The organism is Arenimonas sp., from assembly GCF_022842045.1.
In the GTDB taxonomy this organism is placed as follows: Bacteria; Pseudomonadota; Gammaproteobacteria; order Xanthomonadales; family Xanthomonadaceae; genus Arenimonas.
On record NZ_JALHQI010000030.1, the window covers coordinates 1 to 12,780 of the forward strand.

Below are 12,780 nucleotides of genomic sequence, written 5' to 3' on the forward strand. Positions count from 1 at the left end.
GGCGCGCGAACAGGTCGCGGCGGCGTTCGGCCTCGCGGGTGGCCTGGGCCAGCCGGGCCTCGGCCTCGCGCAGCGCGGCCTGTGCCTGCGGGCGGGTGGACTGCTGCAGCTGGGCGAGGGCCGCCTCGGCCTCGCGCACGGCGGCCTCCAGGTCGTCGGCCCGCAGCACGGCCAGCACATCGCCCGGCTGCACCACGTCGCCTTCCTCCACCCGCCGCTCCAGCATTACGGCGGTGACCGGGCTGCCCACCTGCGCCCGCGATACCGCCGCCACCCGGCCGGTGGCGACCACGGTCTGCACCAGCGGACGGGCCGTGACCTCGTAACCGTCGAGCACCGGGCCGCGCAGGGACTGCAGGCCGGACCAGGCCAGGGCGACGGCGACCAGAGCCAGCGCGGCGAGGACGAGGGGGCGCTTCATGGACGGGCTCCGGAGTGTGCTCCGCCGAGGATAGCGACTCGCCCGGTGATGCCGGGAAAAAATGTACCAGGTTCATCTATCCGGCCGGGATCGCCCGGCTTTGCCTGCCTCCGGCCCGAATAAATGAACCTGGTACATTTTTCCTCGTAGAATCCGGGCCCATGAACCAGACCACCCTCAGCGCCGAACAGGCCCGCGTCCTCGCCAAGGGTCCGTTCCCGGACTACCCCTTCACCCCGAAGTCCTTCGTGCACCCGAACGGCCTGACCCAGTCCTACCTGGACGAGGGCGAGGGCGACCCGGTGCTGATGCTGCACGGCAACCCGTCCTGGTCCTACTACTGGCGCCACCTGGTGCTGGGCCTGCGCGAGGACTACCGCTGCATCGTGCCCGACCACATCGGCATGGGCCTGTCCGACAAGCCCGACGACACCGCCTACAGCTACACCCTGCGCAGCCGCATCCAGGACCTGGACCGCCTGCTGACCCACCTCGACCTGGGCGACGACCTCACCCTGGCCGTGCACGACTGGGGCGGCATGATCGGCTTCGGCTGGGCGCTCAAGCACGGCGCCCGCATCAAGCGCCTGATCATCCTCAACACCGCATCCTTCCCGCTGCCGGCCAACAAGCCGCTGCCCTGGCAGCTCAAGCTGGGCCGCGACTACAACCTCGGCGCGCTCGCCATCCGCGGCTTCAACGCCTTCGCCGCCGGCGCCACCCGCCAGGGCGTGGTGCGCAAGATGCCCGCCGACGTGCTCAAGGCCTACGAGGCCCCGTACGACAGCTGGAAGAACCGCATCTCCACCCTGCGCTTCGTGCAGGACATCCCGCTGGCGCCGGGCGACCGCGCCTGGGACCTGGTCGAAGAGGCCGGCAAGCGCCTGGCTTCGTATGCCGACCGCCCGGCCTACCTGGGCTGGGGCCTGCAGGACTTCGTGTTCGACCACCATTTCCTGAAGGGCTTCGAGGAAGCGCTGCCGCGCGCCGAGAAGCAGGTGTACGAGGACGCCGGCCACTACGTGCTCGAGGACAAGCACGAAGTGCTGGTGCCGCGCCTGCGCGACTTCCTCGACCGCAACCTGCTGTGAGATGACGGCGGCCTGCAACATCGCCGCCGCGCTGCCGCGGCTGGCCGCCGAGGCGCCCGACCGCATCGCCATGCGCTGCCCGGGCTCGCGCGGGCCCGGCGGCTTCGCCCGCCACGACCTCACGCTCAGCTACCGCGAACTCGACCAGCGCTCCGACGCCATCGCGGCGGGCCTGGCGAAGCGCGGCATCGGCCGCGGCACCCGCGCGGTGGTGATGGTGCGGCCCTCGCCCGAGTTCTTCCTGCTGATGTTCGCGCTGTTCAAGGCTGGCGCGGTGCCGGTGCTGGTGGACCCGGGCATCGACAAGCGCGCGCTGAAGCAGTGCCTGGACGAAGCGAAGCCCGAGGCCTTCATCGGCATCCCGCTGGCGCAGTTCGCGAGGCTGCTGCTGCGCTGGGCGCCGTCGGCGCGCACGCGCATCACCGTCGGGCGCCGCTGGTTCTGGGGCGGCGCGACGCTGGCCGACGTGGAAGCGAGCGGCGCCGGCGCGGGCCCGCAGCTGGCCGACACTGCGGGCGATGACGTCGCGGCGATCCTGTTCACCTCCGGCTCCACCGGCGTGCCCAAGGGCGTGGTCTACCGCCACCGCCATTTCGTCGCCCAGATCGACCTGCTGCGCGAGGCCTTCGGCATCCAGCCCGGCGGCGTGGACCTGCCCACCTTCCCGCCGTTCGCGCTGTTCGACCCGGCCCTGGGCCTGAGTTCGATCATTCCCGACATGGACCCGACGCAGCCCGCCAAGGCCGACCCGCGCAAGCTGCTGCACGCGATGCAGGCCTTCGGCGTCGACCAGCTGTTCGGCTCGCCCGCGCTGATGAAGGTGCTGGCCGACCACGGCCAGAAACTCGACGGTCTCAAGCGCGTTACCTCCGCCGGCGCGCCGGTGCCCGCCGACGTGGTGGCGCGCATCCGCGCGCTGCTGCCGGACGACGCGCAGTTCTGGACGCCCTATGGCGCCACCGAATGCCTGCCCGTCGCCGTGATCGAAGGCCGCGAGCTGCAGTCCACGCGCGAAGCCACCGAACACGGCGCCGGCACCTGCGTCGGCCGCCCGGTGCCGCCGAACGAAGTGCGCATCATCGCTATCAGTGATGAAGCCATCGCCGACTGGTCGCAGGTGCAAGTACTGGGCGCCGAAGCGATCGGCGAGATCACCGTCGCCGGCCCCACCGCCACCGACGAATACTTCAACCGCCCGCAGGCCACCGCGCTGGCGAAGATCCGCGAGACCCTGCCCGATGGCAGCACGTGCGTGGTGCACCGCATGGGCGACCTCGGCCGCTTCGATGCCGAGGGCCGGCTCTGGTTTTGCGGCCGCAAGTCGCATCGCGTGCGCACGGCGCTGGGCAACCTGTACACCGAGCAGGTCGAGCCCGTGTTCAACACCCACCCCGAAGTGGCGCGCACCGCCCTGGTCGGCGTGGGCGAGAGCAGCGACCAGCGTCCGGTGCTCTGCGTCGAGATGGCGCCGAACCTGCCGATGTCAGAGCACGAGCGCGTGCTCGACGATCTGTATCGCCTCGGCATGGGCTATGTGCACACCGCCCGCATCCAGGATTTCCTGATCCATCCGGGCTTCCCGGTGGACATCCGCCACAACGCCAAGATCGGCCGCGAGCAGCTGGCGGCCTGGGCCGCCAAGCAGCCGCGCGTGGCGCCGAGGAAGGCATGAAGGTACTCGTGACCGGCGGCGCCGGCTTCCTCGGCCAGGCCCTGTGCAAGGCGCTGCAGGCCGAAGGCCACGACGTCACCAGCTTCCAGCGCAGCCACTCGCCGGCGCTCGAGGCGATGGGCGTGCGCCAGGTGCGCGGCGACCTCGCCGACGCCGCGGCGGTGCTCGCCGCCTTCGAAGGCCAGGACGCGATTTTCCACAACGCGGCCAAGGCCGGCGCCTGGGGCAGCGTGGAGAGCTATTTCAGCGCCAACGTCACCGGCACGCGCAACGTGCTGGCGGCGATGCGCGCGCACGGCATCGCGCGGCTGGTGTACACCTCCACGCCCAGCGTCACCCACAGCGGCCGCACGCCGGTGGAAGGCGGCGATGAGGACGGCACGCCCTACGGCGAGCATTTCCAAGCGCCATATCCGGCCACCAAGCTCATCGCGGAAAAGGAAGTGCTGGCCGCGAACGACGCCACGCTCGCCACCGTCGCGCTGCGTCCGCGCCTGATCTGGGGCCCGGGCGACACCCAGCTGCTGCCGCGCCTCGTCGAACGCGCGAACGCGGGCCGCCTACGCTTCGTCGGCGGCGGCCACAACCGCATGGACACCACCTACATCGACAACGCCGCGCAGGCGCACGTCGATGCGTTCAAGGCGCTGGCGCCGGGTGCGCCCTGCGCGGGCAAGGCCTACTTCATCTCCAACGGCGAACCGCGGCCCGTGCGCCAGATCGTCAACGACATGCTGGCCGCGGCCGGCGTGCCGCCCGTCACCGGCAGCGTGCCGTATGCGGTGGCCTACGCCGCAGGCGCCGTGCTTGAAGCCGTCTGGACCTTGCTGCGCCTCAAGGGCGAGCCGCCGATGACGCGCTTCCTCGCCGAGCAGCTTTCGACGCCGCGCTGGTACGACATTTCCGCCGCCCGCCGCGATTTCGGCTACGTGCCCAAGGTGTCCACCGCCGAAGGCCTGGCGCGCCTGGCGGCCTGGTGGCGCGCGGGCGCTCGCTAGTTCCGCGTGAAGGCGAGTCTAAACCGCGCCTGAGGACGATCCCGCGCTTAACACCGGGGTCAGGAAGCGGGGGCTAGGGTCGGGTTGCCCATCAGAGGCATCCCCCCAATAACAGGAGAGCAACCATGCTCCATTACGCGCTGATCTTCCTCGTGGTCGCCATCATTGCGGCCGTCCTCGGTTTCGGTGGCCTGGCCGGCATGGCTGCCACGATCGCCAAAGTCCTGTTCGTGGTCTTCCTCATCCTGGCGGTCGTGTCCTTCCTCAAGAAGGCAACCTGACGGTTCATCCCCGGGCATCACGCCGGATGGCTAGAATGGCGGCATGACGCCTGCCGCCTCCCCCTTCGACGCCCTCAAGCCCCTGGCCGGCCGCGCGCTGGAACTGGCGCTCAACCGACTGGTTGCCCTCGATCCCGACACCGCCGGGGCGCTCACGCGCCTCGGCGGTCGTCGTATCGGCCTGGCGCTGGAGGCGCCGCCGGTGGCGCTCGACATCAAGGTTCACGAAGGCCGGCTGCAGGTGGGCCCGCCCACCGACGAGCCCGACCTCGGCATCCGCGCCACGCTCTCGGGCGTGCTGTCCCAGCTTCCCTTCTTCCGCGCCAGTGGCGCGCCGCCGGTCGGCAAGGTCCGCATCAACGGCGACGCCGAGCTGGCGCGCACGCTGCAGCATCTCGCGCAGCGCTTCGATCCTGATTTCGAGAAGCCCTTCGCCGACCTGCTGGGTCCGGTCATCGGCCCGCAGGTGGCGCGCGTGCTGGGCGAGGCGCTGAAGGCCGGCGGCGAATTCGCCCGCGGCTTCAGCCGCGACACCGTCGACTACCTCACCGAGGAATCGCGCGATCTGGTCGGCAAGGCCGAGCTCGCCGCCTTCCACGATGACGTCGATGACCTGCGCGATCGCGCCGAGCGCCTGCTCGCGCGCTTCGCCCGGATCGACGCAGGGCAAGGCGCGTGAGCGCGGTCGGCCTGGTGCGCGGCGGCTCGCGCGGTGTCACCGCCACGCTGCGCGCCGTGGGCATCGCCCGCGTGCTGCTGCGACACCGGCTCGACGATTTCCTGCGCGATACCGCCTTCCGGCGCTGGCTGTGGCTGCTCAAGCCGATCACCCCGGCGCGCGAGGCGGCCGACCTGCCGCGTGGCCAGCGCCTGCGCCACGCGCTGCAGGAGCTGGGCCCCATCTTCGTGAAGTTCGGCCAGGTGCTGTCCACCCGTCGCGACCTGCTGCCGCCCGACATCGCCGAGGAACTCACGCTGCTGCAGGACCGCGTCGCGCCGTTCCCGGGCGAGGATGCGCGCGCGCTGGTCGAGGCCGCGCTGGGCAAGCCGGTCGGCGAGATCTACGCCGAGTTCGACCTCACGCCGCTGGCGTCCGCGTCGATCGCGCAGGTGCACGCCGCGCGCTTCCACGACGGCCGCGAGGTGGTGGTGAAGGTGCTGCGCCCCGACATCCGCGCCCGCATCGACGCCGACATCGAACTGCTGCGCACGCTCGCCGCGCTGGCCGACCGCCACCACCCGAACGCCGAGAAGATCCGCGCGCAGGAAGTGGTCTCGGAGATCGCCGCCACGCTGTACGCCGAGCTGGACCTGCAGCGCGAGGGCGCCAACGCCAGCCAGATGCGCCGCACCTGGCAGGGCAGCGACGACCTGTACGTGCCCGAGGTGTTCTGGGACTACAGCACCGAGACCGTGCTGACGATGGAGCGCGTGCGCGGCATCCCGTCCGACGACATCGCCGCGCTCGACGCCGCCGGCATCGACCGCAAGGCCCTCGCCGCCAAGGGCGTGCGCGTGTTCTACGCGCAGGTGTTCCGCGACAACTTCTTCCACGCCGACGCCCACGCCGGCAACATTTGGGTGGACGCGACGCGCCAGGCCAATCCGCGCTACATCGCCATCGACTTCGGCATCGTCGGCCAGCTCGACCGCCGCGACCAGTACTACCTGGCCGAGAACTTCATGGCGATCTTCCAGCGCGACTACCGCCGCATCGCCGAGCTGCACATCGAGGCGGGCTGGATGCCTTCGCACATCCGCATCGACGAGCTCGAGGCGGCCACGCGCGCCGTCTGCGAGCCCTACTTCACCCGCCCGCTGAGCGAGATCTCGCTGGGCGAGGTGCTGGTGAAGCTGTTCAAGACCGCGCAGCGCTACGAGCTCACGCTGCAGCCGCAGCTGATCCTGCTGCAGAAGACCCTGCTCAACATCGAGGGCGTGGGCCGCCTGCTCGACCCCAAGCTCGACATCTGGGCCGAGGCGCGGCCGGTGCTGGAGAAGATCCTGCGTGAGCGCTACAGCCCCGCCACGCTGGGCGCCGAGTTCCGCAAGCGCCTGCCCGAGCTGATCACGCACGCGCCCGACATGCCGCGACTGCTGCACGACTTCCTGGCCCAGCAGGTGCGCGGCCAGCACAGCATCAACATGCGCAGCGAAGACCTCGCGGAACTGGCGCGCATTTCCAAGGCCGGCCAGCGCCAGACCATCTACGCCATCCTCGGCACCGGGCTGATGGTGGTGGCCGCGGTCCTCGTCGGCCTCGAAGCCGGCGGCCCGCGCCTGCTCGGCATCCCGGCCGCAGCCGGCATTGCCGGGCTCGGCGCATTCGCGGCATTCCTGGCGGCCTGGCCGCGTCGCTAAGCCATCGCGCTGGCGTCGACGCGCCGGCGTGACCTGCCGCGACGGACGGCCCCGGCATCACCGGGGCCGTCTGCATTCAGGGGCAGCCGAGCCCGCGCGTCGTGTTGAGCTTGTCCAGCTGCAGGATCTGCGTGCCGCTTTCGCCGCTGAGTTCGATCGTGGCGCGCTTGCAGGTCTCGAAGATCAGCTTCGCCGTGCCCCACACGCGGCTGGCCGGCGCCGGGAAGGTCTGGAAGCCGCCGCCGTCGAGCACGTACATGTCGATCGTCACCGGCACGTCCCAGGCGAAGGCCGCGGCACCCGGGTTGAAGTCTCCGTAGAGCCACAGCTGCTCGCCGTCGTTGTGGTAGCCGTAGAAGTACAGCAGGAACCGGTTCTCGTTGACCATGTCCAGGTTGAAGCCCTGGCCCGGCGTGCCGGTGTTGTACCAGCTGCCGGAAAGGTCGACCGGGAACGCCGTGGCCGCGGCCGGCGTGGCGTCGGCGACCTGGAAGCTGTGGCGCGTGGTCACGCCCTGGTAGGTGGCCTCGAACGCCCACAGCCCGTGCGGCGCATTCGACGGCAGTGCGAAGTTCCAGTACCACCAGGCACCGGCGTAAGTGGTGCTGGCGGTCTGGTTCCAGCTCGAGAACACGCTGCCGTCGGGACGCAGCACGCGGTACTGGGTGCTGGTGCCGCTGACCTGGTCGCGGTAGCCGGCCATCACGCTGAAGCTCTCGCCAGGCACAAAGGTGTTCTTGAAGTTCGGCGTGTCCACCGTGCTCGGGCAGCTGGCCATCTGCGGCGGCGCGCCGTGGGTGGAGAGGCGGTTGATGCGCGAGTCGTGGTAGGGCCGTGTCTCAGCGTAGGTCATGGTCGGGCTGGCGTTGCAGGCCCCGGCGTGCGGCTCGATCACCGCGGCGCCGACGGCATTGCTGGCGCGGAACTCAAGGTGCAGGTGCGGCCCGGTGGAAATGCCGGAACTTCCCACCTTGCCCAGCGGCGTGCCGGCCGGCACCGGCGCGCCGATTGGCAGCGAGGTGACCGAGCCGTTCTTCATGTGCAGGTAGCGCGCCACCGAACCGTCAGCGTGCTGGATCACCACGTAGTTCGGCGTGTCCGGCGCGTTCAGCGAGCAGGAGCGGTCATTGTTGCCGTCGCCCTTGGCCACCAGTGTGCCGGGCGCCGCGGCCAGCACGTCCACCGCGCCGGCGTCCATCAGCGTCCACGGGAAGGGCCAGATGAAGTAGTCGATGCCGCGGTGGTTGTAGCCGCCGGTGGTGTCGTAGGTGCGGGTGCCGCAGGTGTAGTCGAGCAGCTGGTTCGGGAACGCGGCGTTGAGGTCCACGAAGTTCGAAATGCCGTGCCATTGTTTCCCGGCGCCGTTCACCGGCCCCAGCGGCCAGAGCATGCCGCTCACCGCCTGCGTGCGCGGCGCCACGGCCTTGCCGCTGCGCTGCAGCGCGTCGAGGTTCTGGTTCACTTCGTCCACCAGGCGGCGATCAAGCTCGGGCGAGACGTGGTCGGCCATGTCGGCGGCGGTGAGGTGGCCGCCGCCATCGGGCGGGCGCGCGGTGCTGGTGCCGGCGAGCATGAGGCAGGCCAGGCCGGCGAGCAGGCGAGGTGTGGTCATCTTCATGGCATTCCCCTGGTTTCCCGGCGCCATCCTACGCCAGCGCCGCGACCATGCGAAAATCGCGCCCCCGCTGTCCGGACCCGCCGCCTTGACGCTCGCGCTGCCCGTAATCCTCGCCGATGACCAGATCGCGGTGGTCAACAAACCCGCCGGGTTGATGGTGCACGACAGCGCCCTGGCCCGCGGCGAAACCGACTTCGCCGCCGACCGCCTGCGCGAGCAGTTCGGCCGCCCCGTGTTCCTGGTGCATCGCTTGGACCGTGCCACCAGCGGCTGCCTGCTGCTGGCCTTCGACCGCGACAGCGCCTCGGCGCTGGGCAAGGCGCTGATGTCGCAGGACTTCGGGAAGGACTACCTGGCCGTGTGCCGCGGCTGGCCCGAGCCGGCCGAAGGCGTGATCGACCATCCGCTCGACGGCGGCCCCGGCAAGCCGCAGAAGAAGCCGGCGGTCACGACGTACGCGCGCCTGGCCACCGCCGAACTCGAGATCCCCAGCGCCCAGCACCCGACCTCGCGCTACGCGCTGCTGCGCTGCACGCCGCAGACGGGCCGCTTCCGCCAGATCCGCCGCCACCTCAAGCACCTCCACCACCACCTGATCGGCGACAGCAGCCACGGCGACGGTCGCCACAACCAGGCCTTCCGCAGGATGGGCGTGCACCGGATGCTGCTGCACGCGTACCGGCTGAGCTTCCCGCATCCGCTCGATGGCCGCCGCATCACGGCCATCGCCCCCGGCGATGACGAGTGGAACCGCGCGATGGCACGGCTGGGCTGGTCCGACGAGATGGCGACCGCGCTGCAGCCACCGTCGGCTACCTGAACAAGCCCGCCTTGGCCAAGCACCCGCGGCAGCGGCGATAATGGCCCTTCGCACGCCCCGGACCACCGCCTTGGCCAAGCTATATTTCTACTACTCGGCGATGAACGCCGGAAAGACCACCACGCTGCTGCAGAGCGCGCACAACTACCACGAGCGCGGCATGCGCACGCTGATCCTCACGCCGCGTCTGGACGACCGCTACGGCGAGGGCGTGGTGGCCTCGCGCATCGGCCTCAAGGCCCGCGGCACCATCTTCGGCCGCGACGACGACCTGCTGGCCATGGTGCGCGACGACATCGCCGCGCGCGGGCCGCTGCACTGCGTGCTGGTGGACGAGGCGCAGTTCCTCTCGAAGCGTCAGGTCTGGCAGGTCACCGAGATCGTCGACCGCCTGAACGTGCCGGTGCTGGCCTACGGCCTGCGCACCGACTTCCGCGGCGAACTGTTCGAAGGCAGCCAGTACCTGCTGGCCTGGGCCGACAACCTGGTCGAGATCAAGACCATCTGCCACACCGGCCGCAAGGCCACGATGGTGCTGCGCGTGGACGAGAACGGCCGCGCCATCTCCGACGGCCCGCAGGTGGAGATCGGCGGCAATGAGCGCTATGTTTCGGTCAGCCGCGGCGAGTTCAAGAAAGTGATGGCGGGCGAGGGCGTGATCGACCTGCAGCAGCCGCAGCTGCCGTTGGGTGAGCAATAGGGACGATTATCCTCGGCCACACCCGGACGCCAACTCCGCAATCTCATCCGCCAGGCGTTGCCGCTCCGGCTGGCCCAGGCTTGCCTCGGCCAACATCTTTTGCTGAAGCTCGCGGCCATCGCCGCTTCGGCCTTGCCGGCAGTAAAGGCGCGCCTGGAGGGCGCCGATGCGCCAATCCCACGCGTCGGTCGGGGTGGGGCGGGCGCGGGGCAGGTTGCGCAGCGCGGTCAGCGCCGCATCGGCGCCCGGCACGTTGCCGACGTCGATCAGCACTTGGGTTCGTGCGAGGGCGACGGGCAGGTGCTCGTCGCTACCCGCAGCGATGCCTGCGGCCAGCAGGCGCTGCTCGGCCGACGCCAATAGCGACAGCGCGGCTTCCGAGTTCATGCGCCCCATCGCCACCCGAGCCAGCAGCAAATCGGCGCGTGCCGCCTGCAGCGGGCTGTCCGCCAGGGCCAGCTGCTGGCATTCCAGCGCCAGCAGTTCGGCGCCGTCCGCCTGGCCCAGGGCCAGCCGCACCTGCGCCAGATCGCACAGCACCGACGAGCGCGGGCCGAGGTCGTTGCCGCGGCGGACCAGCTGCAGGCTGCGCTGGAAGGCGTCCTGTGCCTGCAGCAGCCGCCCCTGCTCCCACGAGAGGCGGCCGAGCTGCTGCCACGACGCGGCAACTTCCGGATGCTCGGGGCCGAAGCGCGCCAGCAGGCGCTCGTGCGCGGTGCGCAGCAGGCGCTCGGCTTCCTCAAGCTTGCCGTTCTGAACCAGCAGCGCGCCCAAGGGTCGCTGCACGCCGGTGCTGGCCGGGTGGCCGGGGCCGAAGCGGGTGAGTGCGATTTCCATCGCCTGGCGGTAGGACGATTCGCTTTCCACGCGGTCGCCGATCACCAGGTGCAGGCTGCCCAGCTCGCGCCAGATCTCGACGCCCAGCGCATTGCGGTCGCCGCCGCTTTCGCGCAGCAGCGACAGCGCGGCGCGCATCGCGATGATGGCTTCCGCGTGGCGGCCCTCGTCGGCGAGCAGACCGGCCAGGTCGGCCTGGCTTTCGGCCTGCAGCGCCTTGAGTTCGGGGCCGGCGCGCAGGGCCAGCGCCTGCCCGAACAGATCGCGCGCGACTTCGCGGCCGCCCAGGCGGCGATGGCAGCGGCCGAGCTGCGACAGGAACTCCGACACCTCGCGTGGCTGCCGCGCCGACTGCTGCTGGCTCACCGGCAGCCAAGGCAGCAGCGCGCGCACGCACACTTCCGGTTGGCCCAGCGCGCGCAGGCTGCGGCCGCGCATCGCGGCGGCCTCGATGCCGAGCCGCGCGGGCGCTTCGCCCGCCAGGGTGCCCAGCACCTGCGACTGGCGGTCGAGCAGCTCCAGCGCCTGGCGGTCATCGCCCAGGCCCTGCCGAAGCCGCACCACCAGGCCCAGCAGCTCGGCGCGCGCCTGCGGCTGGCCCAGCAGCTCGGTGTCGGCGCGGCGCACGCCGGCATCCAGCAGCGTGCGCACGTCGAGGCCATCGCCGTCGCCAGCCTGGTCGGTGTTCTCGAACAGCGCCACCACGAAGTCCTGCATCGCCTGCGCACGCTCGGCCTCGACGATCGCGCGCCGCGCCTGCCACGACACGAAGGCCAGCGCCGCCAGCAGCAGCCCGCTGACGAAGAAGCCCGCCACCAGCGCCACCGAATTGCGGCCGATGAACTTCGCGGTGCGATAGCCCAGGCTCTGCGGCCGCGCCAGCACCGGCTCGCCGTCGAGGTGGCGGCGCAGGTCCTGCGCCAGCGCTTCCACCGACACGTAGCGGTCCTCGGGCGCCTTCGCCAGCGCTTTCAGGAGAATGTTGTCGAGGTCGCCCGACAGCTCGCCGGCGATGCGCCGCGGCGCGGGCGCGCCGGCTTCGCGCGCCAGCTTCAGCGCACCCGTCGAAGGCCGCACCGGGTCGCCGGTGAGGATGGCCTCTTCGAACGCCGCATCCGTGGCGCGCGCCGGGTCGTAGGGCTTGCGGCCCACCAGCATTTCGTAAAGCACCACGCCGAGCGAATACACGTCGGTCATGGTGGTGATCACGCCGTTGCGCAGCTGCTCGGGCGCGGCGTAGTGCAGGGTGAAGGCGCGGGTGCCGGTGCCGGTGATCTCGGTGTTGCCGTTGGCGGATTCATCGAGCAGCTTGGCGATGCCGAAGTCGAGCAGGCAGACCTCGCCGGCCGGCGTCACCAGGATGTTGGACGGCTTGAGGTCGCGATGCACCACCAGGTTGGCGTGCGCATGGCTAACCGCCGCGCACACCTGCAGGAACAACTTTAGCCGTGCCTCGGTGGGCAGCGCCAGCTTGCGCGCGTAGTCGGTGATCGGTTCGCCCTGCACGTAATCGAGCGCGAGGTAAGGCTGGCCGTCGCTGCTCACGCCCGCATCGAGCAGGCGGGCGATGTGGGCGTGGCCCAGGCGCGCGAGGATCTGCCGTTCGCGGGTGAAGCGCGTACGCAGGCCGGCGTCGCCCAGGCCCGGGCGCAGCAGCTTCAGCGCCACGCGGCGGTCGTAGAGGCCATCCGCGCGCAGCGCCAGCCACACCTGGCCCATGCCGCCTTCGCCCAGCGGGCGCTCGAGCTTGTACGGCCCGATCTTCTGCCCGGGCTGCGGCGAGAACACCGCCGCATCCACCACCGACTGCGACAGGAAATCGGGCCGCTCGTCCTCCAGCGCCATCAGGCGCTGCAGTTCCGAGCCCAGGCAGGGGTCGGCGCGGGTGATTTCGGCGAGGCGGCGGTCGCGGACGGCGGGCTCGAGCTCCAGCAGCTCGTCCAGCAGCGCCGACAGCGTGGTCCAGCGCTCGGTGTCCACG

Annotated in this window: 11 protein-coding genes; 8 read left to right on the forward strand and 3 right to left on the reverse strand. The window is 70.9% G+C overall.

The features are described 5' to 3' along the window. On the reverse strand, window positions 1-421 hold a 421-nt coding region (locus Q0C12_RS08045), incomplete at its 3' end, for a biotin/lipoyl-binding protein (protein ID WP_290888696.1). 161 nt (window positions 422-582) lie between these two features. Between Q0C12_RS08045 and Q0C12_RS08050 the strand changes: the two genes are divergently transcribed. From Q0C12_RS08050 to ubiB, 6 genes are all read left to right on the forward strand, one after another. Beyond that, entirely contained in the window at window positions 583-1,512 is a 930-nt protein-coding gene (locus Q0C12_RS08050) for an alpha/beta fold hydrolase (RefSeq protein WP_290888699.1), read from the forward strand. 1 nt (window position 1,513) lies between these two features. Next, entirely contained in the window at window positions 1,514-3,184 is a 1,671-nt protein-coding gene (gene oleC / locus Q0C12_RS08055; RefSeq protein WP_290888702.1) for an olefin beta-lactone synthetase, read from the forward strand. Beyond that, window positions 3,181-4,182: a 2-alkyl-3-oxoalkanoate reductase gene (oleD, locus tag Q0C12_RS08060; protein WP_290888705.1), complete on the forward strand. Its 1,002-nt coding sequence runs from the start codon at window positions 3,181-3,183 to the stop codon at window positions 4,180-4,182. The genes oleC and oleD overlap by 4 nt, the downstream gene beginning before the upstream one ends. Before the next feature lie 125 nt (window positions 4,183-4,307). After that, window positions 4,308-4,463: a DUF1328 domain-containing protein gene (locus tag Q0C12_RS08065; RefSeq protein ID WP_034212741.1), complete on the forward strand. Its 156-nt coding sequence runs from the start codon at window positions 4,308-4,310 to the stop codon at window positions 4,461-4,463. A gap of 43 nt (window positions 4,464-4,506) precedes the next feature. Next, entirely contained in the window at window positions 4,507-5,142 is a 636-nt protein-coding gene (locus tag Q0C12_RS08070; RefSeq protein ID WP_290888708.1) for an SCP2 sterol-binding domain-containing protein, read from the forward strand. A 14-nt stretch (window positions 5,143-5,156) separates the two neighbouring features. Continuing rightward, window positions 5,157-6,824: a ubiquinone biosynthesis regulatory protein kinase UbiB gene (ubiB, locus tag Q0C12_RS08075; protein WP_290888779.1), complete on the forward strand. Its 1,668-nt coding sequence runs from the start codon at window positions 5,157-5,159 to the stop codon at window positions 6,822-6,824. Between the two features lie 76 nt (window positions 6,825-6,900). Here the strand turns inward: ubiB and Q0C12_RS08080 are convergent, their stop codons facing one another. Further along, window positions 6,901-8,442: a peptidoglycan DD-metalloendopeptidase family protein gene (locus tag Q0C12_RS08080; RefSeq protein WP_290888711.1), complete on the reverse strand. Its 1,542-nt coding sequence runs from the start codon at window positions 8,440-8,442 to the stop codon at window positions 6,901-6,903. 85 nt (window positions 8,443-8,527) lie between these two features. Between Q0C12_RS08080 and Q0C12_RS08085 the strand changes: the two genes are divergently transcribed. Beyond that, window positions 8,528-9,262 carry a pseudouridine synthase gene (locus Q0C12_RS08085; protein ID WP_290888713.1) on the forward strand — a complete coding sequence of 245 codons (735 nt, stop codon included), beginning with the start codon at window positions 8,528-8,530 and terminating at the stop codon, window positions 9,260-9,262. Window positions 9,263-9,332: 70 nt separating this feature from the next. Continuing rightward, the gene (locus tag Q0C12_RS08090; RefSeq protein WP_290888716.1) at window positions 9,333-9,962 is read left to right on the forward strand and encodes a thymidine kinase; all 630 of its coding nucleotides are present in this window, start codon (window positions 9,333-9,335) and stop codon (window positions 9,960-9,962) included. Window positions 9,963-9,968: 6 nt separating this feature from the next. Here the strand turns inward: Q0C12_RS08090 and Q0C12_RS08095 are convergent, their stop codons facing one another. Then, a complete protein-coding gene (locus Q0C12_RS08095) occupies window positions 9,969-12,779 on the reverse strand; it encodes a protein kinase (RefSeq protein WP_290888719.1) in 2,811 nt (936 codons plus the stop codon). Window position 12,780: the final 1 nt, after the last annotated feature.